The sequence below is a fragment of the Rhodococcus sp. HNM0569 genome (assembly GCF_012726205.1).
Classification (GTDB): domain Bacteria; phylum Actinomycetota; class Actinomycetes; order Mycobacteriales; family Mycobacteriaceae; genus Rhodococcus_F.
In genome coordinates this window covers 52,287-74,349 of record NZ_JAASAE010000006.1, presented here as the reverse complement: position 1 = coordinate 74,349, position 22,063 = coordinate 52,287, and the positions used below count along the sequence as shown (strand labels likewise).

Sequence of the window (22,063 nt, the reverse complement as noted above, 5' to 3'; positions counted from 1 at the left end):
GCCGCGTCGCGGTCGTTAGGGTCGTCAGCGTGAGCAATCCCAAGCAGCCGCCCGGCGGACTGCCGCTACGTGCCACCGCGATGGTGCTGATCGCGTTCGCGATCGTCTTCGCGGGCCTCGGATTCGCGTCCATGGGCGGCGACGACGAGGACACGGCCTCCAGCGCACAGACGAGCAGCCAGACGAGTTCGGCGGCCGCGATCACCACGGCCCAGCGCACCGCATCGGGCACCGCGGGCGCCGCCCAGGCGACCTCGGGCACCCAGACGACATCGGGCGCGGCCGCATCCGGCGCCGCGGCCGACGTGCCGGTGGGTGTGTACAACAACAGCTCGGTCGCAGGACTCGCCGCGGAAACCGCGTCGACGCTCACGTCGGCAGGCTGGGAAGTGGCCGAAACGGGCAACTTCACCGCCGTCGCGCTCGCGCGCACTACCGTCTACTACGGGACCGACCCCGCACAGCAGGCGGCGGCAGAGAAGATTGCGGCCGACCTCGGCGACGCACGCGTCGCCCCGCGCATCGACGGGCTGCCCGGCACCCCCGACAGCATCGTCGTCGTAGTGCAGAGCCAGTGACGGTGCAGAGCCAGTGACGGTGCAGGGCCGGTGCCTGGGTCCGGCGGTCGCGGGTTCGTGGCGAACACCGATAGTTATGATCAGGACGCTCGGAGCGGGCCGTTCCGGGCGGGCCCCGTGCCTTGCAACTCCACCGGCACCCCACCACCCGGCAACCCATTCCTAAGGAGCGGTTCGATGTACCAGGGTTCCCCCCGCCGCAAGCTCGTGCGTTACGCAACGCCTCTCGTCGCGCTCGCCGCAGTCGCGCTCACCGGGTGCAGCAACAGCGAGGAAGCCACCGACGAGCCCGGCACCACGCCCCCGGTGTGGACGGGCGCGGCGGACCCCGGCGCGGGTGGCCACGGTGCGGGCGAGAGCGGCCACGGCAGCGGCGCCGCCGAGTCCGAGGGCGCGCTCACCACGACCCTGCAGGACCCGCAGGGCGCCGAGGTCGGCACCGCCACCTTCACCGAGTCGGGCGACCACGTCGAGGTCACCGTCAGCGTCGAGGGCCTCACCCCGGGCTTCCACGGACTGCACGTGCACCAGGTGGGCAAGTGCGAGGCGAACTCGACCGCGCCCACCGGCGGTGCGCCCGGCGCGTTCCTGTCGGCAGGCGGCCACCTGCAGGTGGAAGGGCACACCGGCCACCCCGCCTCGGGCGACCTCACGTCGCTCCAGGTGCGTGAGGACGGCACCGCCGAGTTGACCACCACCACCAGCTCGTTCACCGTCGAGGACCTGCGCAACGGTGGCTCCGGCACCGCGCTGATGGTGCACGCGAACGCCGACAACTTCGCGAACATCCCCACCCGCTACGCGCCTGCCCCCGACCAGGAGACGATGAGCACGGGTGACGCGGGCGGCCGCGTCGCGTGCGGTGTCGTCGGCGCCGAGTAACTCTCCCTCTCGCATGTGTGGCCCGCCTCGAGCGGGCCACACGTGTTTCGCGTCTCGTCGCGCCCGTGCGCAGAGCGGTCTCGTGGTTGGATCGAGCACGTGGTAGTTCCCTTCCCCGGCTCGCCGCGGCCCACGCTCGGCGTCGAGTGGGAGATCGCACTCGTGGACCGGGTCACCCGAGATCTTTCGAACACGGCCGCCGAGGTGTTCGCGGCGGTCGAGTCCGAGGCGGGACACACGCCGCACATCACGAAGGAACTGCTGCGCAACACGGTCGAGCTCGTCACCGGCGTCCACGACACGGTCGCCGAGGCGATGGACGACCTCGACGAATCGCTCTCGATGCTGCGCCGCGCCGCCGACCCACTCGGTGTCGACCTGTGCTGTGCGGGCACCCACCCGTTCGCGCAGTGGTCGTCGCAACTGGTCACCCGCACCCCCGACTACGACGAGCTGATCGAGCGCACCCAGTGGTGGGGCAGACAGATGCTCATCTGGGGTGTGCACGTCCACGTCGGCGTCCCGTCGTCCGACCAGGTGTTCCCGGTCCTCAACGCGATGCTGCACCAGTACCCGCACCTGCTCGCGCTGTCCGCGTCGTCGCCCATGTGGGCAGGGGTGCACACCGGATACGCGAGCAATCGCGCGCTGATGTTCCAGCAACTGCCCACCGCGGGCCTGCCGTACCAGTTCGCGAACTGGCAGGAGTACGAGGGCTTCATCGACGACCAGATGAAGACGGGCGTCATCTCGAAGATCCCGGGCATGCACTGGGACATCCGGCCCGCACCGCGTTGGGGCACGATCGAGGTCCGCGTGTTCGACGGGGTGTCCACGCGCTCGGAACTGCGCGCGCTCGTCGCGCTCGTGCACTGCCTCGTCGTCGACCTCGAACGCCGGTTCTCGGCGGGCGAGAACCTGCCGCGACTGCAGCCGTGGCACGTCAAGGAGAACAAGTGGCGCGCCGCGCGGTACGGGCTCGACGCCGAGATCATCGTCGACTCCGACAGCAACGAGCGGCTCGTCACCGACGACCTGCACGAGCTGCTCGAAAGGCTCACCCCCACCGCGGTGCGGCTCGGGTGCACCGACGAACTCGCCGCCGTCGCGGACATCCCGGTGCGCGGCGCGTCGTACCAACGGCAGCGACGCGTCGCCGACGACACCGGCGGCGATCTCGTCGCCGTCGTCGATTCGCTGGTGCGCGAACTGGGTACCTGAGCACACCTCGTCATCCACTGGACCAGGTCAGTCCATTCCCTGTTCACTCGCTGTCTACACTGAGTCGGTGCTCGAGAGCGTCGATCCCCGGGTGCGGACGTGGCGAGCACACGCCCGTAGCGCACTCGCCGCCGCCGCGGTCGCGGTGGTCGTCGCGGCCCTGTGCGGTTCGCAGATCATGGCCGTCCACGGTGGCTACGAGGGTCCCCTCGTCAGCTTGTGGCACGACTTCGTGTCCGTCCCGAAGTCGGCGTCCGTCCCGTGGGCCGCGCTCGCGCTCGCGCTCGTCGGCCTCACGTGGCGTCACCGTGCGGTAGCCGTCGCCGCAGCCGTCGCGATCGACGTCGTGGTCGGGCTGATCCGTTTCCTCGTCAGCGGCACCGTCACGGCAGGCAACGGCCCCACGTGGGTGCTGCTCGCGCTCGCGGTGGTCGCGGCGGTGCGTCCGCGGGGCGAGGCACGCACGTCGGCGCTGCGCGGCATCGCGCTCGGCGCGCTGCTCGTCGTCGCCACCAAGCTCGGCGACGTGTGGTTGCACATCACCGTGGTTGCCGCACCCGACGTCCTCGACGAGTACGCCGCCCGCGCAGACCATGCGCTGGGCAATCCGTCGTGGCTCGTGGGGCAGTGGCTCGACGCGCTCGGTCCGGTCGTCGACAACGTGCTGCACTGGGTGTACATCGAACTGCCGGTCGCCGCGATCGTGGTCGCGCTCTACCAGCTCCGGCGCGGCTGGCCCGCGCACCATCTCGTGCGCACCTTCCTCGCGATCGGCCTGATCGGGCCGGTGTTCTACATCCTGTTCCCGGTCGTCGGCCCCGTCTTCGCGTTCGGTACCGACGGCGGTGCGTACTCGCTCGGCGACTTCTGGCCGCAGACGCTGCCGGAGTTCGGCGTGCTCGAAGCCGTCCCGTTCGACGACGAGACGCCGCGTAACTGCATGCCGAGTCTGCACACCGCGTGGGCGCTGTCGATCTTCGTGCACACCCGGCGTGGTCCCGCGTGGCTGCGCTGGGGCGGCGCGTTCTGGCTCGTGTGCACGCTCGCCGCGACCCTGGGCTTCGGCTACCACTACGGCGTCGACCTCATCGCGGGCGCGGTGCTGTGTCTGACGATCGAGTCCGCGCTGCGCGACCCCGAGCGCGGGTGGGGCCGGTTCCGGGTGCGCCTCGTCGCGGGCGGCGCCGCACTGTTCGCGGCGCTGCTGCTCACGTACCGGTATCTCGCGGACGCCCTCGCGTCGGAGCCGGTGCTCGGCGGGGCGGCACTGCTCGGTGCGTTCGCTGCCTACGTCGCGGGGTTCTACCTCACGTTCTTCGCGCAGCGCCGCGGCATCGAGGCGGAGGGCGAGGCGGGAGCAGTCGGGACCGGCGAGGTCAGTCCGCGTCCCGAGGAGGATTCTCCAGCTCGTTGATCGCCATGAGCCCGTCGAGTGCCTGCTGTTCGCGGTTCGCGATGCGGCCCACGCTGTGCGCGATGACCGGCGCGGTGAAGAGCGTGAACACCGCGACGAGCACGAGCATCCAGATGTCGACGTTGCCGCGCAGCTCGACGATCGCACCGACCATCACCAGCAGCAGGCCCACCACCTGAGGTTTCGTGGCGGCGTGCATGCGGCGCAGGGTGTCGGGGAAGCGCACGATGCCGATGGCCGCGGTGAGCGCGAAACCCGAGCCGACGAGGAAGCAGGCGGCGGCCAGTACGTGCAGTGCGGTGTTCATCGGTCCTCCCTCCGCGGGGCCTCACGAACGACGATGTCGTCGGGTTCGGGCAGCCGGCCCGTGTCGTCGCGGTCGCGCACCCGGAACCGGGCGACGGACACCGAGCCGACGAAGCTCACGAGCGCGAGCGCGACGATGCCCGGTGCGACCGTCGTGTCGCCGCTGTACGCGGCCCACACGGCGAGACCGCAGATCATGACGGCGATGAGCGTGTCCATCGCGACGAGGCGGTCGAGCGAGCCGGGGCCGTGGAGCAGCCGGAATGCGGTGAGCCCGGCCGCGATCATCAGGAAGACGCCGGAGACGACGAGTACGACGGTCATGACGAGGCCTCCGTATCGTGATCGAGACGGGACTGGCTGTACGGACTCGGCTGCCAGTCGGCCGGCCGCTCGAACGACGCGATGAACAGTTGCTCGATGCGTTCGACCGTGCGGTGGAACTGGTCGACGGCGCGGTCCGAGCCGACGTCGAGCACGTGGATGTAGCAGATGCGGCGCACCTGGTCGATCTCGAGGACCATCGTGCCGGGGATCAGGTTGAGCACGTCGACACACAACGTGAGCACGAGATCGGAGCGGATCGCGAACTGGTGGCGCAGCACACCGGTGACGGGCGGCGGGCTCGGCCGGATCGCGAGCCACGCGACCTGCACACTCGACTTCGCCATCTCCCAGAACATGACGGCGATCAGATGCAACAGCGACAGCGGATGCACGCGACCCTCGACGGGCACGCGCGGCAGCGGCAGCAGGAAGGTGATCGCGAGGCCGACACCGAGGCCGGCGAGGATGTTGCCCGCGCTGACGTTGCCCCACAGCAGGATCCACACGAACATCAGCCACAGCAGCGCGAACAGGCGGACCAGGAGTGCGCGGCGGTTCATCGTGGTGCCTCCTCGCCGGTGTGGTCGCCGAGGACGGCGGTGATGTAGACCGAGCGATCCAGGAGGTTCTCGGCGGCGCGGTCGGAGATCTTGATGAGCGGGCCCGCGAACACGGTGAGGGCGAGCCCGACGCCCACGAGCGCGAGGGTGGGCGCGAGCATCATCGGCGGGATGCGGCCGACGTCGGCGCGCGTGTCGAACGGGATGTCGGCGTTCGACTCGTCCAGCAGCGCGGACGGGCTGACGTCGGCGAGCGCACCTTCGGGGGCGTCGGCGCGGGCACGCCAGAACGCCTTCGACCACACGCGGGCCACGACGTACAGCGTGAGCAGGCTCGTGAGCGTGCCACCCGCGACGAGGACCCACGCGAGAACACTCGCGTCCGCGGCGCCCGCCTGCAACAGCGCGACCTTGCCGATGAAGCCCGAGAACGGCGGGATGCCACCCAGGTTGAGTGCGGGGATCAGGAACACGATCGCGAGCACGGGGCTCGCGGCGGCCAGACCGCCGAGCCTGCGCAGCGACGCGGAGCCGGCTTGCCGTTCGATGAGGCCCACGATGAGAAACAGCGTGGTCTGCACGATGATGTGGTGCGCGACGTAGTAGATCGCGCCCGACAGGCCGGCCATGGTCGACAACGCGATACCGAAGATCATGTACCCGATGTGACTCACCAGGGTGAACGACAGCAGTCGTTTGATGTCGCTCTGCGCGATCGCACCGAGGATGCCGACGAGCATCGTGAGCAGACCCGCGACCAGCAGCACGCCGTCGAGCTCGCCACCCGGGAACAGCAGCGCATGCGCACGCATGATCGCGTACACACCGACCTTGGTGAGCAGGCCGGCGAACACCGCCGTGACCGGTGCCGGTGCCGTCGGGTACGAGTCGGGCAGCCACATCGACAGCGGGAACACCGCCGCCTTGATGCCGAACGCGACCAGCAGAACCGCGAAGATGGCCGTGCGCACCCCGTTCGGTACCTCGTCCATCCGCAGCGCCATGTCGGCGAGGTTGAGAGTGCCGGTCGCGGCGTACGCGAACGCGATGCCCGCGAGGAAGATCAGCGACGACACCATCGACACCATCACGTATGACACACCCGCCCGGACGCGGTCGGCGCTCGCCCCGAGGGTGAGCAGCACGAAGCTCGCGGCGAGCAGCACCTCGAAACCGACGTACAGGTTGAACAGGTCGCCCGCGAGGAACGCATTGCACAGGCCCGCGGCGAGCGCGAGATAGGTGGGCAGGAAGATCGACACCGGTTGGTCGTCACTGCCGTCCGAGATGCCCTGGCCGATCGCGTACACCATGACGGCGAGCAGCACGATCGAGCCGACCACCAGCATGAGCGCCGACAACCGGTCGACCACGAGGGTGATACCGATCGGGGAGTCCCACCCGCCGACCTGCACCGCGGTGGTGCCGTCGCGGTCGGCGAGATAGAGCAGCAGGCACGACACCAGCAGCACTGCGGTGAGGGCGGGGATCGTGATCGCGCGCTGCGCCCGCGGCCGACGACCCAGCACGAGGGTGGCCGCGGCCGACAACAGTGGGATCAGGACCGGCAGTGGCGCGAGCGCGGTCACCAGATTCGGCGAGAGGGTCACGACTTGCTCCCGTCGTCGAATCGGTCGATTGCGTGCTCGTCGTCGTCGAAGTCGCCTTCGTGCAGGTCTTCGTAGCCTTCGAGGTCTTCCAGATTGCGCAGCTTGTCGATCGGGATCGGGTTGCCGTGCTTGTCGAACGCGTCGCCCTCGAACCGCGGCGCGCCGGTGACCGGGTCGTCAGAGCGGTCTCGGTCGGGCGCCTCGGCGGGCGAGCGGCGCTTGATGACCTTGGTGTCCTCGGGGTCGTCCTCGACCGTGTCCTCGGTGTTGATCGTGAACGATCGGTACGCGAGGGCCAGGACGAATGCCGCGATGCCCATCGTGATGACGATCGCGGTGAGCACCATCGCCTGCGCGAGCGGGTCGGCCATCGTGTCGTGCACCGACGACTCGCGACCGACGATCGGCGGCGAGCCCGACGGTCCACCCGCCGCGATGAGCAGCAGGTTGATGCCGTTGCCGAAGCACAGCAGCCCGAGTAGCATGCGCGTGACGCTGCGCTCGATCAGCAGGTACACGCCGACCGAGACGAGAACGCCGATCGTGGCGAGCAGGCCGATATTCGCGATCATCGCCGGGTCACCTCGATCTGTGCGTCGAGACGCGCGCCGAGGCTGCGGAGCACGTCGAGGACGAGCCCGACGACGATGAGGTAGACGCCGAGGTCGAAGAACAGGGCGGTGACGAGTTTGACGTCGCCGAACAGCGGCAGCGTGAACTCGAAGGTGGCCGACGACAGCGGCGGAGCCCCGAGGAACAGTGACGTGAGCGCCGTGCCGCCCGCGAACAGCAGGCCGGCGCCGAGCACCTTGCCCGCGTCGACCGGCACCGTCTCCCCGAGCTCGTACCGGCCGCCCGCGAGATAGCGCAGCACCAACGCGAGGCCGGCCGTGAGACCGCCTGCGAAGCCACCGCCGGGCGCATTGTGGCCGGAGAAGAAGAAGAACACCGACATCACCATGATGGTCGGGAAGATCAGCCGCGTCGTCACCTCGAGCACGAGCGAGCGGTAGCGCGGATCGATCAGCTCGCCGCCCAGCAGCCACGTCGTGTCGAACGAGCCGTTGCCGCCCGAGCGGGACGCGGGGGCGTCGGACACGCGCGGCGCGCTGCCGAACCGGCGGTTGCGGAACACCAGGCTCGCGACGCCCGTCGCCGCCACCAGCAGCACCGAGATCTCGCCGAGCGTGTCCCATGCACGGATGTCGACGAGCAGGACGTTGACCACGTTCTTGCCGTCGCCGAGGTGGTACGCGGCGTCGGGCAGCAGTTCGGAGATCGGCGTGGCGGTGCGCGCGTTCATCGCGAAGGCGCCCACCACCGTGACGGTGAGCCCGACCGCGACCGCGAGGATGGCGCGCGGGATCTTCAGGCCGATGCCCTTGGTCTCGTCGATCTCGGCGGGCAGCTTGCGCAGCACCAGCACGAACACCACGAGCGTGAGTGTCTCGACGAGGAACTGGGTGAGAGCGAGATCGGGCGCGCCGTGCAGCGCGAAGATCGCGCCGCAGCCGTAACCGGTGAGGCCGACGAGGATGACGGCGCCGAGCCGGTTGCGCAGGACGGCCGCGCCGATCGCGGCGGCGATCACGATGAGCCCGATCGCGAACTGCAGCGGCGAATCCCACAGGTGAGCCTCGATGCCGGTGTCCGTGCCTGCCGCGAGGACGACGGCGGGGAGCACGACGAGCGTGACGAGGATGACGGTCTGCGTCAGCGGCAGCGAACCGCGCTGCGTGGCACCGGTGAAGCGCATCGACAGCGTGTCCATACCGCGCAGTGTCGCGTCGTACATGCGGTCGGCGTTGCCGAGCGGCGAACGCTCGAACCGCATACGCGCCAGGTAGCGGTGCGCGAGGTAGAGGCCGGTGCCGAGGACGAACACGAGCAGCGTGAGGAACAGTGCGGTGTTGAGGCCGTGCCACAGTGCGAGGTGGTAGTCGGAGCCGGTGGGATTCGGCACGGTCTGCGAGAACGGTGTGAGCAGCTTCTCGAAAGACGGCGACCAGATACCTGCGACGACGCCCGCGACCGACAGCACCACCGGGGCGAACAGGAACAGCGGTCCGGGCTTGTGCATCCCGGCGACCGCCGCGCTCGGCTGGTCGACCTTCTTGCGGCCGAAGGTGCCGACCATGAAGCGCAGCGCGTACGCGAAGGTGAGGGTGAGGCCCATGACGAGCACCACGACGGTCGCGGCGCCTGCCGGGTCGGCCAGGACGTCGTTGTGCAGGACCGCGTCGAGTGCGCCCTCCTTGCCGACGAACCCGATCATCGGCGGCAGACCTGCCATGCTCGCCGCGGCGAGGCCCGCGACCACCGCGAGAACGGGGCTGCGCGCGCCGAGATGCGCGAGCTTGCGCATGTCGCGCGTGCCGGTCGAGTGGTCGATGATGCCGACGACCATGAACAGCGTGGCCTTGAACAGTGCGTGCGCGACCATGAGTGCGAGGCCCGCGAGCATCGCGTCGCGTGTGCCGATGCCGACGATCGCGATGATGAAGCCGAGCTGGCTGACCGTGCCGAACGCGAGCACGAGCTTGAGGTCGAACGCGCGCATCGCGCGCCAGCCGCCGACGAGCATCGTGAGCAGGCCGAAGATCAGGATCGTGGGGTGCCACGGGCCCGCGTCGGCGAACCCGGGCGCGAGCCGCGCGACGAGGTAGACACCCGCCTTGACCATCGCCGCGGCGTGCAGGTAGGCGCTGACCGGTGTGGGTGCGGCCATCGCGCCGGGCAGCCAGAAGTGCAGCGGCACGATCGCGGACTTCGACAGCGCGCCGATCAGGACGAGCACGAGGCCCACGCCTGCGAGCCAGCCGCGCGGCGCCGCCTCGACGACCTCGGACAGGTTGTAGCTGCCGGCGACCTGGCCGAGCACGATGATGCCGACGAGCATCGCGAGGCCGCCCGCGGTGGTGACGAGCAGGGCCTGCGTCGCGGCGCGTCGGCTCGACGCGCGTTCGGCGTAGTGGCCGACGAGCAGGAACGACAGGACCGTGGTCAGTTCCCAGAAGATGTAGAGGACCAGCATGTTGTCGCTGGTGACGAGGCCGAACATCGCGCCGGCGAAGGCGACCATTTCGGCCGCGAAGATGCCGAGACGCGGCTCGTCGTCCTCGAAGTAGCGCGCGCAGTACAGCAGGATGAGCGTGCCGACGCCGAGCACGACGAGCGACATGATGCCCGCGAGCGAATCGAACCGGAGATCGATGTCCATCGACAAACCGGGGGCCCACTCGAGCGCGACTCGCTGCTCGGTGTTCCAATGGGCGACGACCCACCCGAGGCTGGCGGCCGGTACGAGAGCGAGGACGAGAAACGCGTTGCGACCCCACGCGCGCACCACGAGCGGAGCCACGAGGGCAGCAGCTGCATGAGCGAGCAGAATCGCAAGCAAGGGCACACTCCGTCGGGTTGCGTGGGCGGAGGAAATGTCGAATCGGAGAAAACGACCGAGACCCGGGTGCCCGAAACCGGACGTTTGGGACTCGCGTACATCTTACCGGCCCACGACGAGGCCCGATGCGGAGACCGACGCACCGTAGGCACGCCGACGTGGTGTACTCGCGCGGACGCACGCGCGCACACGATCGCTCCCGGGCGGCCGATCGTCACTCGATAAAGTGAGCGGATGTCCCGTGTGATTCGTACCGCAGCCCTCGCCCACATCCGCGACCGACGTCTGCTGCAGGCACGTTCGCACGGCAAGGCCGCCTTCTACATGGCGGGCGGGAAGCTCGATCCGGGCGAGGACGCCGAGACCGCGTTGCACCGCGAGATCCGCGAAGAACTCGACGCCGCCGTCGTCCCGGGCACGCTCGCGCTGCTCGACGTGTTCGAGGCTCCCGCGTGGGGCCATGCCGAGGGCACCGACGTGCAGATCACCTGTTTCCTCGGCGAACTCGGCAGCGAACCCACCGCGACGAGCGAGATCGCCGAGGTGCGGTACTTCACGCGCGACGAGTACCGCGCGAGCGGCGACGTCGCGCCGGGCTCACTGCTCGTCTTCGACCGGCTCCATGAACTCGGCCTGGTGGACTGACGAGGAGTAGTACGCGCAGAACGCCACCACGACGAGCATCGCCACCGGCACGAGGTGGTCGGTGAGCGTGCTCGTCGGCACGGGTGAGTCCGTCAGCGGTGCGTACGGCATCGGGCTGTACGCGCTTTCGTAGACGACGCGGGTACGCGGCACCGACGCGACCGCGGCGAGCGCGAACGACGCGAACGGCAGTGCCAGCCCGAATGCGGCGACCGCCGCACCGCCGGGGAAGGTCGCCGCGAGCGCGATGCCCGCACCCACTCCCACCACGGCCAGCCGGGTGAGCAGCAGCGGCCCGTCGGAGCCGAAGTCGGGAGCGATCGCGGCGACGGCGAGGACGACCGCCGCGAGTGCGAGACCCCACTGGGCGCGCACCCGGGGCAGTGTCAGTGCCGCGACGGCACCTGCGGCCACCGCGACGAAACCGACCGCCGCGACGAGCGCGAAGTGCGGTCCCTCGCCCGGTCCCCGTAGGTCGTGTGCCACCGGGAAAGCGGCGGCCGCGACGCCGGTCGCGACGAGGACGAACCGCCCGTCCGCCCGGCCCACCGCGCGGGCCGCGACGAGGGTCGCCGCGCACAGCACCGCAAGCGAGATGGCCACCACGACCCACAGCGTCGTGGTGGACGAGAACTCTCGGCCCTCGATCCACGAGCCGAGAACGCGGTGCACGACGGTCAGACCCAGCACCGCGAGCAGACAGAATCGCAGCGTGCGGCGAGCTGGATGCTGCACCCTGCCACCGCACACGACGAGCGCTGCGACCGTCGCGGTCGCACTCGCGACGAGCAGCCACACCGGCGGCTCGCCGAGCGCCGACGTGCTCAGCCGCGCCGGCTCCGGAAAGGAGGCGCCCGACGGGCGGTAGGCGACCGCCGCGAGGAAGGTCCCTGCGGTGCCGACCGTGACCGCGACGCGTCCGGGGGCGGCGAGCCGGGCGAGCCCCCGTGTCCCGCGCGGGTCGCGCGTCCACACCGCGGCGATCGCACAGCCGAGCAGCGCGCCGGCCGCGGCGGTCTTGGCGAGATGCAGCGCGATGAGGCTGTCGATCGAACCGACGTGCGTGACGGCCCATCGAGCGAGCGCGAGGACGCCGACGGCGACCAGCGCACCGAACCACGCGCGACGTCGTGAACCCGCACGTTGCAGCGAGCCGACCACGAGGACCGCGAGGATCGCGCCGACGACGACTCCGGTCGGCTGGCTGCTGAGCCAGCGGTCGAGTTCGCGATCGGACGCGTAGACCGCCCACGCGTCGGTACGGGGATTGGTGAGGACGAATGCGGCGAGCGCGCCGGAACACAGGGCGGCCGCGGCCGCGACGAACTCGCGCGGATCCATGTCCGTACGGTACCGAGTGGGCCCGACCCCGCGGGGGCGCGGTGCGCCGTCAGCGTGCCTCCGCAGCGAAGGACGTCAGGCCGGTAGCGTGGTACTTGGCGGTGAGCTCGCGATAACGCCTGCGGTTGCGGGCGAGGGGAGTGTCGGTGACCGCGCGAGGCAGGGTGCGGTAGGCGACCCGCAGCAGTGCGGTGAGCGCGCGGAACTCGCGGTCGTGACGTCGTGTCCACGGCACCGGCATGAGGGCGCGCACGCCGGGATGCATGATGCCGCAGCCAAGGACGACCACGACGCGGGAGATGAGTGGTGCGGCGAGCCGCCACAACGGCGCGGCCACGACGGGCACGAAGTCGGGGCGCGGTCCGCGCAGGACGGTCGCGGTCGCGTCGCGCGTCGTGATCGTGGTCGTCAGTTTCGTGGCGACCATGTCGTCGTAGTAGCGCGCGAGTTCGGCGTAGTCGGCGGTCAGCCGGGAGCGGCCCGGCAGCTGCAGCGCGTCGAGCCGATCGCGGAACCAGTCCCACACTGCTTGGTTCTCGGCGTCGGTGGGGGTGTGGCCGGTGAGCGCGATGTAGGCGCCGCGGTGCACGAAGAACGTCGAGATCAGGATCCAGTTCCACGATTCGGGTGCGAGGGCCGAGTACCGCACCCCGTCGTGCCCGACGCCCTTGACGTCGCGGTGCAGCCGTACGAGCCGTTCGGCTTCCGCGAGGCGGTCGGCGTCGTTGCCGAGGAGCGACAACTGATCCGACGCGGCGGTGCGCAGTGCGCGCCCCCATGGTTGCTCGCGGATACGGCCGGTCGCATCGAGCGCGGCCGATACCGCGGGCAGCATGGTCTGGTCGAACAGCCCGAGGCTGAACATCGCGAAGAACACCGAGCCGCCGAAGTTCTCGAACTGCTCGACGGCGTGACGCGTGCCGGTGGTGGCGTCTACGGGGGTGGAGTCGGACCGGGGCACGGGGCAGGTCATGGGTCACTTTCTCGATCGGCGGCCTATCGTGGGTACCGCTCTTCTGGTGTCGCGTGACACCAGAGTGAGTGTGGGGTCAGCGTGCACCAGATTTGAGCGAAGGTCAACACATGAGTGGCAACTCCGAGACGGCCGAGTCGGCCGGGACGACCGAGACGGCGGGAACCGGCGCGGCGCGCCCGTACGGCGGTGTCACCGCCGACGAGCGGCAGGCGCGCAGGCGCTCGGCACTGCTCGAAGCCGCGCTGGACGTCCTCGCCGAGGGGGGAGCGGGCGCGGTCACCAAGCGCGCGGTGTGCGCCCGGGCGCGGCTCAACGACCGGTACTTCTACGAGCACTTCGCCGGCCGCGACACCCTGCTCGACGTGCTCGCGGAGGAGCAGACCGCACGCGGCGTCGAGGCGGTGGTGGCCGCGACCCTCGCGGCAGGCCCCGACCTGGGACGCCGCATGCGTGCGGCGATCGACGCCGCGCTCGGCTTCCTCGAGGCGGATCCGCGGCGTCAGGCGTTGCTGCTCAGCTCGCACACCACCGAGTCGCTGCAACGGGCGCGGCTGAGTACGCAGTACACGATCGCGCAGGCGATGGCGGCCGTCGTGCGGCAGGTGCGCGACGAACACGACGGCAGGGAAGAAGCGAGCCTCGATGTCGATCTCGTCGCCTACACATTGGTCAGCGGCACCCTCGAGCTCGTGTCGGCGTGGCTGCGCGGCGACACCTCGGCCGATCGCGACGAACTGATCGAGCTCGTCGCCGGGCTGCTCCTCGCCGGTGCCACGCTCTGACCAGGACCGGGTGTCGCCGGGTCAGCTGTCGAAGCAGACCGATCCGACGCACTGCGGTGTGCGGTAGGTGATCGTCACCGAGGCGGGCGTCCGGTCCTCGGCCAGGCCCGGCGTGCTGCCGGTCAGGCTCATCGACGAGCCGCCGCCACCACCCCCGGCCAACGGGTCGGTGTCGTGGGCTCCGCCGCCTCCGCCGCCGAACAGCCCGCCGCCCCCGCCGCCACCAGGCGAACGCCTGAAGTTCTCCGACGGGGGTGTGCCACCGCGAGGGTGCTGCCGAGGGTGTCGTTTCGCGATCGAGGCCGGATTCAGTGCCGGTCGGCGTATTCGCGCAGGTGCTCGACCTGCGCCGCGTCGAGCGACGGTCGCACATTCTCCCGCGCCACGTCGACGTCGGCGGAGGTGACGGCGGCCGCGTCGATGCTGCGGCGCATCGCGGCGAGGGCGGCTTCGCGCAACAGCGCCGAGCAGTCGGCCGCCGAGTAGCCGTCGAGATCGCGTGCGAGGGCGTCGAGGTCGACGTCGTCGGCGAGCGGCACGTGCTTGCCCGCGGTCGCGAGGATCGCCGCACGCGCGTCGGCGTCGGGCGGTGGCACGAACACGAGACGTTCGAGCCGCCCGGGCCGCAGCAGCGCCGGGTCGATCAGGTCGGGCCGGTTGGTGGCCCCCAGCACGACGACGTCGCGGAGCGGTTCGACGCCGTCGAGTTCGGTGAGCAACGCGGCCACCACCCGATCGGACACCCCGGAATCGGAACTCTGACCGCGGCGCGGCGCGAGTGCGTCGACCTCGTCGAGGAACACGAGCGACGGTGCCGAGTCGCGGGCGCGCTGGAACAGCTCGCGTACCGCCTTCTCCGACGCGCCGACCCACTTGTCCATCAGCTCGGCGCCTTTCACGGCGTGCACGCTCAGGTGCCCGCTGCTCGCGAGGGCCCGCACGAGGTAGGTCTTGCCGCAGCCGGGCGGCCCGTACAGGAGGACACCGCGTGGCGGTTCGACGCCGAGTCGTGCGAACGAGTCCGGATGCTGCAGCGGCCACAGCACGGCCTCGGTGAGAGCCTGTTTGGTCTCGTGCATGTCGCCGACGTCGTCGAGCGTGACGCTGCCGACGGCGAGTTCCTCGGTGCCCGAACGGGACAGCGGCCGGATCACCGACAGTGCGCCTTCGAGGTCCTGCTGGGTGAGCACGGGTTCGGAACTGCCGGTTCGGCTGCGCGATGCGGCGCGCAGCGCGGCCTCGCGGCACAGAGCCGCGAGATCGGCCGCAACGAATCCCGGTGCGCGCGACGCGATCGCGGCGAGATCGAGGTTGTCGGTGGGGACGTGCCGCACGAACGAGTCGAGCAGGGCGCGACGCGTGTTGCCGTCAGGCAGCGGGATCGCGAGTTCGCGGTCGCACAGGTGCGGGTCGCGCAGCCGCGCGTCCACGGATTCCGGGTGCGCCGCGGTGGCGACGAACGCCACGCCGGGGGATGCGACGGCGCGGCGTAGTTCGTCGAGGATCAGCGACGCGACCGGTTCGGGTGTCTCCGGGAGCAGCGCGTCGACGTCGGAGACGACGAGGATGCCGCCGCCGTCCGCGACCGCGTCGACGGCGGCACGGACCCGGCCCTGCCGATCGCTCGCCTCGGTCGCGCCGACGGTGGGGCCGTCGAGTTCGACGAGCGGGCGGCCCGCGACGACGGCCCGCACGAAGGTCATCTTGCCGACGCCTGCGGGGCCGGTGACCAGGACGCCGAGCCGTGTCGACGCGCCGAGGCGGTGCAGCAGTTCGGGTTCGTCGAGGGCGAGTCCGAGCCACTCGGTGAGTTTCGCGGCCTGCCCGGCGACTCCGACGAGGTCGTCGAGTGCCGGGGTGCCGGGCGTCGTGGTGTGCCGGACCGGCCGCTCGGCGACCGGTGTCGGGGCGGGCGCTGCCGGGGACGGCGGTGAGTCGGCGCCGGGCGTGACGCCCGATCCCCATTCGACGGCGGTGTTCGGCTGCACGCTCACCGTGCCCGCGGGGTCGACGGCGGCGACGGTCAGCAGTTCCGACGTCCACGACACCCCGAAGGTGCGGGACAGGTCGCGGCTCGTGCCGACCGTGCTCGTGCCCGGCCCGAGGTCGCGCGGGAGCAACGACACGGCGTCGCCGACGGTGAGGACCTTGCCGAGCAGAGCCTTGCGCAGCGTCGGGCCGTCGATCGAGTTCTCCGCGAGGGACGATCCGCGCACCGCGACCGTGCGCGCGCCCTGCACCGAGGTCGCGGTCACGAGCACCGTCGCGTTCTCGGTGAGGCCCGCATTCGACATGGTCACGTCGTCGAGCAGGATCGTGCCGGTGGGTGAGCCCGCGGGCGCCAAGCCCGCGACCGACGCGGTGCGCCGTGCCCCGACGAGGCCGATCGCGTCCCATTCGCGTAGCCCGAGCGCGGCGACCGCCTCGGGGTGCAGGCGGGCGATGCCGCGGCGGGCATCGGCCGCAGAGGTGTTGAGCCGGACGGTCAGCGCGAGTTCGGCGGAGGTCACGGTCCCCACAGTACGGCGGTGCCGGGGCTCGCTACGGACGGCTGCGTCGCGGAGTCAGCGGCGGCCGCGGGAGAACGTGCGAGCCGACGGCCGGCGAAGGCCCATACGCGACGCCGACCGTGCGCCGCCGGGGTGCGGTGCGCGGCGGATCGCGCGGCGCTCGGCCGGTTTGATGTCCCACGTCTCGGGGCGCGCGGCCACCCAGCGCTGCGAACGCACCGCGAAGGGGATGTGCACGAGATACACACCGACGAGCACGAGCATCAGGATGAACGGGTAGGTCACGAGCGCCGCTCCGGTGATCGCGACGAGCACCAGCAGGCCCGCCGCCATGCGCGGCGGTACCGACATCGTCTTCATCGCGAGCGTCGGGATGCGGCTGACGATCAGGACCGCCGCGACGAGCATCCACGCCGCGACGAGCGGATACGAGCTCCACCACCCGCTGCCCCACTGCGCGACGGCGGCCAGTGGGGCCAGTACGACGAGCGCGCCCGCAGGCGCCGGGACGCCGACGAAGTACTCGCTCGAATAGCTCGGCAGATCCTCGTCGAGCAGCGTGTTGAACCGCGCGAGGCGCAGCACGATCGACACCGCGTACAGCAGCGCGAGGATCCAGCCGTAGGCCTGCCCGTCGAGCAGCGTCACGTACAGCACGAGCGCGGGGGCGACACCGAACGAGATGGCGTCGGCGAGCGAGTCGAGTTCGGCGCCGATCTTGCTGGTGGCGTCGAGCATGCGGGCCACGCGGCCGTCGAGCGAGTCGAGCACGGCCGCCGAGCCGACCATCGCGAGCGCCGCACCGAGCTGGCCGTCGATCGCGAACTTGACCGCCGACAGGCCCGCACAGAGCGCGAGGATCGTGATCATGCTCGGCAGCAGGCGCACTGCGTTCTGCGGGCGTTTGCCGCGCTGGCGGATGTTCGCGATCACGGGAGTTCGGCGAGGACGGTCTCGGCACCGATCGTGCGCTGACCGGGGAGTACGTGCACGGTCGAGCCTTGCGGAAGGTACGTGTCGACGCGGGATCCGAATCGGATGAGCCCGTACGTGTCGCCGAGCGGGATCGCGTCGCCGACGCGGGCGTCGCACACGATGCGCCGCGCGAGCAGGCCCGCGATCTGCACGACCGTGACGTCGTGGCCCGACGACGTGTGGATGACCATGCTGTTGCGTTCGTTGACCTCGCTGGCATCGGCGAGGTCGGCCGACAGGAACTGGCCCGACCGGTGCACCACCTGGGTGACCTCGCCCGCGACGGGGCTGCGCTGCACGTGCACGTCGAGCACCGACAGGAAGATGCTGACGCGGGGGAGCGGGTCGGTGCCGAGCCCGAGTTCGGCAGGGGGCACCGCGGTGTCGACCAGCGCGATCTCGCCGTCGGCGGGTGCGACGACGACGTCCGTGCGCGACGGCGGGACGCGTGGTGGATTGCGGAAGAACGCCGCGCACGCGCCCGCGGCGGCGAGCGCGGTGCGGCGAACCCACGTGTGCTTACGGCCGAGGGCGGCGACGCCGAGGGGCGCGAGGACGAACGGGAGCCCCGCGCGGTGCAGGGGCGGAACCGTGTCGCGGACCAGGCCCGCGACGTGCCCCAGGCTCGTCGGCTTCGGTGTTCCCTCGGGTACTGGCTTTCGGGCCACGGCTCCTCTTACGGTGATCGGCTCGGTGCGGGCTCGACGCGTCGGCGTCGAGTGCACACATTAGCCGGTGCCGTCATTTCTCGGCCGCGGCCTTGATCCTGGCGAGGGTCTGGTCGATGCCTTCGGTGAGCTCGCGTTCGAAGCCGTCGTTGCCGCCGAGGACCCACTTGACCAGGAACTGGGAGACACCGGACGTGCCGGACGGGGCCTCGCGGCGCTCGGTCAGGCGCGTGCCGGTCTCGGTGGGCTCGAGCACGTAGCTCCAGATGGTGCGGTTCTCGGGGATGCGGAACGCGAGCCTCTTGTTCGGGACGAACGAGACGACCTTCGACGTCGTCGGCCACACGAGCAGGCCCTTGCGGTTGAGGTTGACGGTGCGGGTGCCTTCTCCCACGACGCCGCCGAGGATGAGCATCTTGCGGCACTGCGGGCTCCACTCGCCCATGCGCTGCAGGTCGGCGACGACGGCCCACACGTCCTGGGGGTTGGCGTCGATGTCGATGCTCGATTCGAGGGTGCTTGCGGCCACTGGATCCTCCGGAGAACAGGTTGCTGGTACGCGGGGTAACAAACAGTGCGCCCGAGTGTAGAGGTTCGCGCCCCCGCATCCCACCCCTCGTGAGCACTTTGCGAGTCCCCGCACGCTTGTTTCGCGCACAGGGACGGCACCTTCCGCGCGCCGGGACGCCCGGGCTCCATGCCCAGGGCCGATGGGCCCCGCCGATCTGCCTCGAAGACCGTCACCGCGGGTGCACCATGAAGGAAGTGGGTACCACCCCGGTGAAGAGCACGACAGTCGAGTAGACGGCCGAGGAGTGATCGTCCGATGAAGCTACCTTCGATGCTGCGGCGCACCCGTTCCGAACCATTACCGCTGCTTCCCACCGCACGTATGGAGGGCAGGCCCTCGACGTGGTCCGGCGAGAAGCTCGAGCGATTGCTCACGCCCCGCGAGATCGAACAGGTACTGCACGGCGACCTGTGATCCCGGCCGGGACCGCGTGCCACACGGCCACGGACCCGGCTCGATCGTCCCCGGCGATGTGCCCCCGGCCAGGGGACCTTCGCCACTCGCTGCACCACGCGCGCCGTCGCGACGATGTGCAGCATGTGCGACAGAACTGTGACCAGTCGCCCGGGCCGTGTGCCCGTGGCCGACGACCGAACCGCCCGCTCGATGTGCGAGGCGCGTCATGGTTGATCTCGCACCGCGGCCCGCCCCGAGCCGGCCGCCCGTGGCTGCCGCACCTGCACCGCGGGTCCACCGCGCGCCGCAGGGCTCGCTCGTCGTGCGGCTGCTGACGACGACCGACCACAAGCTCCTCGGCGTCATGTACATCGTGACGGCGTTCGCGTTCTTCCTCGTTGCCGGTCTCATGGCGCTGCTCATGCGCGCCGAGCTCGCCGTGCCGGGACTGCAGTTCCTGTCCAACGAGCAGTTCAACCAGCTGTTCACGATGCACGGCACGCTCATGCTGCTGCAGTTCGCGATGCCGGTCTTCTTCGGTTTCGCGAACTACTTGATGCCGCTGCAGATCGGCGCGCCCGACGTGTCGTTCCCACGCCTCAACGCGCTCAGCTACTGGCTGTTCCTGTTCGGCAGCCTCGCCGCGGTCGCCGGATTCGTCACCCCGGGCGGCGCTGCCGACTTCGGCTGGACGGCGTACGTGCCGCTCAGCACCGAGGTGCACGCTCCCGGTGTCGGCGCCGACCTGTGGATCCTCGGGCTCACCGCCGGTGGTCTCGGCACGATCCTGGGCGCGGTCAACTTCATCACCACGATCGTCACCCTCCGTGCCCCCGGCATGACGATGTTCCGGATGCCGATCTTCACGTGGAACGTGCTCGTGGCGAGCCTGCTGACGCTGCTGGTGTTCCCGCTCCTCGCGTCGGCGCTCATCGCGCTGTGGGTGGACCGGCATCTCGGCGCGCACATCTTCGACCCGGCCAACGGCGGCGTCATGCTGTGGCAGCATCTGTTCTGGTTCTTCGGCCACCCCGAGGTGTACGTCATCGTGCTGCCGTTCTTCGGCATCGTGTCGGAGATCTTCCCCGTCTTCAGCCGCAAGCCGATGTTCGGTTACAGCGGCCTCGTCTACGCGACGCTCGGCATCGCCGCCCTGTCGATCGCGGTATGGGCACACCACATGTACGCCACCGGCGCGGTGCTGCTGCCCTTCTTCTCGTTCATGACGTTCCTCATCGCCGTCCCGACCGGCGTGAAGATCTTCAACTGGATCGGCACGTTGTGGAAGGGCCAGCTCACGTTCGAGTCGCCGATGCTGTTTGCGATCGGCTTCCTCGTGACCTTCCTGTTCGGTGGTCTGTCCGGCGTCATCCTCGCGAGCCCGCCGCTCGACTTCCACGTCACCGACACCTACTTCGTCGTCGCGCACTTCCACTACGTGCTCTCGGGTGCCGTGCTGTTCGCGTCGTACGCCGCGGTGTACTTCTGGTTCCCCAAGATGACCGGCAGGATGCTCGACGAACGGCTCGCGAAGGTCCATTTCTGGACGACCTTCGTCGGCTTCCACACGACCTTCCTCGTCCAGCACTGGCTGGGCAACGAGGGCATGCCGCGCCGCTACGCCGACTACCTGCCCACCGACGGGTTCACCGCACTCAACACGATCTCGACGATCGGTGCGTTCGTGCTCGGAGCGTCGACCATCCCGTTCCTGTGGAACGTCTTCAAGAGCTACCGCTACGGGGCGATCGTCACGGTCGACGACCCGTGGGGATACGGCAACTCCCTCGAATGGGCGACCAGCTGCCCGCCGCCGCGGCACAACTTCACCGAGCTGCCACGCATCCGCTCGGAGCGGCCTGCCTTCGAGTTGCACTACCCGCACATGGTCGAGCGGATGCGCGCCGAGGCGCACGTCGGCCGCGGGCACAGCGAGGACTCCGGCAAGCCGGGAGCATTTCTGGGTGCAGGGCGCTGAACGCGCGGGGTGCAGGGCGTTGACCGCGCGGGCGAGCCGGCACCGCCGACCGGCTGCCGCGACCGCCCGGGCGGCCTAGGATTCCGGACATGAACGGCAGGGCCGGGCGGGCCATCGACGGAGTCCTCTTCGACATCGACGGTGTACTCGTCACGTCGTGGCAGCCGATCGACGGCGCCGCCGCCGCGCTCGCGGACGTCCGCGAGCGCGGCCTCGCACGTGCGTTCCTCACCAACACCACGTCCCGGTCGTCCGGCGAGATCGCGGCCTTGTTGCGAGACGCGGGCATGGACGTCGACGACGCCGAGATCGTCACCGCGGGCAGGCTCACCGCCGAATACCTGCGCACGACCTACCCGGGCAGGCGAGTGTGGATGCTCAACAGTGGCGACGTCGCCGCCGACTTCGCGGGCATCGAGTTCGACGCCGCCGACCCCGAAGTCGTCGTGCTCGGCGGTGCGGGTCCCGAGTACGACCACGCGAGCCTCAGCCGCGTCGTAGATCTGTTGCTCGGTGGCGTGCCCGCGGTCGCGATGCACCGCGGGCAGGTGTGGGCGAGCGCCGACGGGCTCCAGGTCGACGTCGGACTGTATCTGCCTGGGCTCGAGGAGATCTCCGGTACACGGATCGTGTCGGTCGGCAAACCGGGTGTGTCCGCCTTCCTCGCCGCGACCGAATTGATGGGCACCGCACCGGAATCGACGGTCATGGTCGGCGACGATCTCGTCAACGACGTGCTGCGCGCCCAGCAGGTCGGTCTGACGGGCGTGCTGGTGCGCACCGGCAAGTTCCGGCCGTCTGTTCTGGCGCATTCGTCCGAGACGCCCGATCACGTCGTGGATTCGGTCGCCGAGCTGCCGGGACTGCTCGATCGGCTCGGCTGAATTTCCCTAGAGACGAAACGCGTTTGGCCGGGTACGCTC

Annotated in this window: 21 protein-coding genes; 9 read left to right on the top strand and 12 right to left on the bottom strand. The window is 70.3% G+C overall.

The window, feature by feature from the left end:
• The first annotated feature begins 29 nt into the window (after positions 1-29).
• The 4 genes from HCA44_RS10210 (at position 30) to HCA44_RS10195 (ending at position 4,095) form a co-directional block, all read left to right on the top strand.
• Complete coding sequence (locus HCA44_RS10210; RefSeq protein WP_346764664.1) at positions 30-578, top strand: LytR C-terminal domain-containing protein; 549 nt, start codon at positions 30-32, stop codon at positions 576-578.
• Positions 579-755: 177 nt separating this feature from the next.
• Positions 756-1,460: a superoxide dismutase family protein gene (locus tag HCA44_RS10205; RefSeq protein ID WP_169648447.1), complete on the top strand. Its 705-nt coding sequence runs from the start codon at positions 756-758 to the stop codon at positions 1,458-1,460.
• Between the two features lie 99 nt (positions 1,461-1,559).
• Positions 1,560-2,681: a glutamate--cysteine ligase gene (locus HCA44_RS10200; RefSeq protein WP_169648446.1), complete on the top strand. Its 1,122-nt coding sequence runs from the start codon at positions 1,560-1,562 to the stop codon at positions 2,679-2,681.
• A 67-nt stretch (positions 2,682-2,748) separates the two neighbouring features.
• On the top strand, positions 2,749-4,095 hold the full coding sequence (locus tag HCA44_RS10195; RefSeq protein ID WP_346764663.1) for a DUF5933 domain-containing protein: 1,347 nt from the start codon (positions 2,749-2,751) through the stop codon (positions 4,093-4,095).
• On the opposite strand, the gene mnhG is transcribed toward HCA44_RS10195, so the two are convergent.
• From mnhG to HCA44_RS10165, 6 genes are read right to left on the bottom strand one after another with little or no spacing between them, the layout of a single operon-like run.
• Complete coding sequence (mnhG, locus tag HCA44_RS10190) at positions 4,058-4,402, bottom strand: monovalent cation/H(+) antiporter subunit G (RefSeq protein WP_169648445.1); 345 nt, start codon at positions 4,400-4,402, stop codon at positions 4,058-4,060. The genes HCA44_RS10195 and mnhG overlap by 38 nt on opposite strands.
• A complete protein-coding gene (locus tag HCA44_RS10185; RefSeq protein WP_169648444.1) occupies positions 4,399-4,725 on the bottom strand; it encodes a monovalent cation/H+ antiporter complex subunit F in 327 nt (108 codons plus the stop codon). The genes mnhG and HCA44_RS10185 overlap by 4 nt, the downstream gene beginning before the upstream one ends.
• The gene (locus tag HCA44_RS10180; protein ID WP_169648443.1) at positions 4,722-5,288 is read right to left on the bottom strand and encodes a Na+/H+ antiporter subunit E; all 567 of its coding nucleotides are present in this window, start codon (positions 5,286-5,288) and stop codon (positions 4,722-4,724) included. The genes HCA44_RS10185 and HCA44_RS10180 overlap by 4 nt, the downstream gene beginning before the upstream one ends.
• On the bottom strand, positions 5,285-6,898 hold the full coding sequence (locus tag HCA44_RS10175) for a Na+/H+ antiporter subunit D (RefSeq protein ID WP_169648442.1): 1,614 nt from the start codon (positions 6,896-6,898) through the stop codon (positions 5,285-5,287). The genes HCA44_RS10180 and HCA44_RS10175 overlap by 4 nt, the downstream gene beginning before the upstream one ends.
• Positions 6,895-7,470, bottom strand: coding sequence for a Na(+)/H(+) antiporter subunit C (locus HCA44_RS10170; RefSeq protein ID WP_169648441.1), 576 nt, complete (start codon positions 7,468-7,470; stop codon positions 6,895-6,897). Before HCA44_RS10170 ends, HCA44_RS10175 begins: the two co-directional genes overlap by 4 nt.
• Complete coding sequence (locus HCA44_RS10165; protein WP_169648440.1) at positions 7,467-10,298, bottom strand: Na+/H+ antiporter subunit A; 2,832 nt, start codon at positions 10,296-10,298, stop codon at positions 7,467-7,469. Before HCA44_RS10165 ends, HCA44_RS10170 begins: the two co-directional genes overlap by 4 nt.
• A 234-nt stretch (positions 10,299-10,532) precedes the next feature.
• Between HCA44_RS10165 and HCA44_RS10160 the strand changes: the two genes are divergently transcribed.
• Positions 10,533-10,943 (top strand): NUDIX domain-containing protein, encoded by a 411-nt coding sequence (locus HCA44_RS10160; protein ID WP_169648439.1) that lies wholly within the window; start codon positions 10,533-10,535, stop codon positions 10,941-10,943.
• Here HCA44_RS10160 and HCA44_RS10155 read toward each other — a convergent pair.
• Both HCA44_RS10155 and HCA44_RS10150 read right to left on the bottom strand, forming a co-directional pair.
• On the bottom strand, positions 10,896-12,284 hold the full coding sequence (locus HCA44_RS10155) for a hypothetical protein (RefSeq protein ID WP_169648438.1): 1,389 nt from the start codon (positions 12,282-12,284) through the stop codon (positions 10,896-10,898). The genes HCA44_RS10160 and HCA44_RS10155 overlap by 48 nt on opposite strands.
• 49 nt (positions 12,285-12,333) lie before the next feature.
• On the bottom strand, positions 12,334-13,257 hold the full coding sequence (locus HCA44_RS10150) for an oxygenase MpaB family protein (protein WP_169648437.1): 924 nt from the start codon (positions 13,255-13,257) through the stop codon (positions 12,334-12,336).
• 110 nt (positions 13,258-13,367) lie between these two features.
• Between HCA44_RS10150 and HCA44_RS10145 the strand changes: the two genes are divergently transcribed.
• Complete coding sequence (locus tag HCA44_RS10145; protein ID WP_169648436.1) at positions 13,368-14,042, top strand: TetR family transcriptional regulator; 675 nt, start codon at positions 13,368-13,370, stop codon at positions 14,040-14,042.
• A gap of 308 nt (positions 14,043-14,350) precedes the next feature.
• Here HCA44_RS10145 and HCA44_RS10140 read toward each other — a convergent pair whose 3' ends face one another.
• The 4 genes from HCA44_RS10140 to HCA44_RS10125 form a co-directional block, all read right to left on the bottom strand.
• Positions 14,351-16,552: an AAA family ATPase gene (locus HCA44_RS10140; RefSeq protein ID WP_169648435.1), complete on the bottom strand. Its 2,202-nt coding sequence runs from the start codon at positions 16,550-16,552 to the stop codon at positions 14,351-14,353.
• Between the two features lie 54 nt (positions 16,553-16,606).
• A complete protein-coding gene (gene pssA / locus HCA44_RS10135) occupies positions 16,607-17,485 on the bottom strand; it encodes a CDP-diacylglycerol--serine O-phosphatidyltransferase (RefSeq protein ID WP_346764662.1) in 879 nt (292 codons plus the stop codon).
• The gene (locus HCA44_RS10130) at positions 17,482-18,195 is read right to left on the bottom strand and encodes a phosphatidylserine decarboxylase (RefSeq protein WP_169648434.1); all 714 of its coding nucleotides are present in this window, start codon (positions 18,193-18,195) and stop codon (positions 17,482-17,484) included. The genes pssA and HCA44_RS10130 overlap by 4 nt, the downstream gene beginning before the upstream one ends.
• A gap of 73 nt (positions 18,196-18,268) precedes the next feature.
• Positions 18,269-18,724, bottom strand: coding sequence for an SRPBCC family protein (locus HCA44_RS10125; RefSeq protein ID WP_169648433.1), 456 nt, complete (start codon positions 18,722-18,724; stop codon positions 18,269-18,271).
• Positions 18,725-19,021: 297 nt separating this feature from the next.
• Between HCA44_RS10125 and HCA44_RS10120 the strand changes: the two genes are divergently transcribed.
• The 3 genes from HCA44_RS10120 (at position 19,022) to HCA44_RS10110 (ending at position 22,024) form a co-directional block, all read left to right on the top strand.
• Entirely contained in the window at positions 19,022-19,180 is a 159-nt protein-coding gene (locus tag HCA44_RS10120) for a hypothetical protein (RefSeq protein ID WP_169648432.1), read from the top strand.
• Between the two features lie 208 nt (positions 19,181-19,388).
• Positions 19,389-21,140 (top strand): cytochrome c oxidase subunit I, encoded by a 1,752-nt coding sequence (gene ctaD / locus HCA44_RS10115; protein WP_169648431.1) that lies wholly within the window; start codon positions 19,389-19,391, stop codon positions 21,138-21,140.
• A gap of 89 nt (positions 21,141-21,229) precedes the next feature.
• Entirely contained in the window at positions 21,230-22,024 is a 795-nt protein-coding gene (locus HCA44_RS10110; RefSeq protein ID WP_169648430.1) for an HAD-IIA family hydrolase, read from the top strand.
• The last annotated feature ends 39 nt before the right edge of the window (positions 22,025-22,063 follow it).

Excerpts from the sequence above, each read along its gene's own strand:
- HCA44_RS10205 (WP_169648447.1), top strand. The coding sequence starts at position 756 with ATGTACCAGGGTTCCCCCCGCCGCAAGCTCGTGCGTTACGCAACGCCT.
- mnhG (WP_169648445.1), bottom strand. The coding sequence starts at position 4,402 with ATGAACACCGCACTGCACGTACTGGCCGCCGCCTGCTTCCTCGTCGGC.
- HCA44_RS10185 (WP_169648444.1), bottom strand. The coding sequence starts at position 4,725 with ATGACCGTCGTACTCGTCGTCTCCGGCGTCTTCCTGATGATCGCGGCC.
- HCA44_RS10180 (WP_169648443.1), bottom strand. The coding sequence starts at position 5,288 with ATGAACCGCCGCGCACTCCTGGTCCGCCTGTTCGCGCTGCTGTGGCTG.
- HCA44_RS10170 (WP_169648441.1), bottom strand. The coding sequence starts at position 7,470 with ATGATCGCGAATATCGGCCTGCTCGCCACGATCGGCGTTCTCGTCTCG.
- HCA44_RS10160 (WP_169648439.1), top strand. The coding sequence starts at position 10,533 with ATGTCCCGTGTGATTCGTACCGCAGCCCTCGCCCACATCCGCGACCGA.
- HCA44_RS10155 (WP_169648438.1), bottom strand. The coding sequence starts at position 12,284 with ATGGATCCGCGCGAGTTCGTCGCGGCCGCGGCCGCCCTGTGTTCCGGC.
- HCA44_RS10150 (WP_169648437.1), bottom strand. The coding sequence starts at position 13,257 with ATGACCTGCCCCGTGCCCCGGTCCGACTCCACCCCCGTAGACGCCACC.
- HCA44_RS10145 (WP_169648436.1), top strand. The coding sequence starts at position 13,368 with ATGAGTGGCAACTCCGAGACGGCCGAGTCGGCCGGGACGACCGAGACG.
- HCA44_RS10120 (WP_169648432.1), top strand. The coding sequence starts at position 19,022 with ATGAAGCTACCTTCGATGCTGCGGCGCACCCGTTCCGAACCATTACCG.
- ctaD (WP_169648431.1), top strand. The coding sequence starts at position 19,389 with ATGGTTGATCTCGCACCGCGGCCCGCCCCGAGCCGGCCGCCCGTGGCT.
- HCA44_RS10110 (WP_169648430.1), top strand. The coding sequence starts at position 21,230 with ATGAACGGCAGGGCCGGGCGGGCCATCGACGGAGTCCTCTTCGACATC.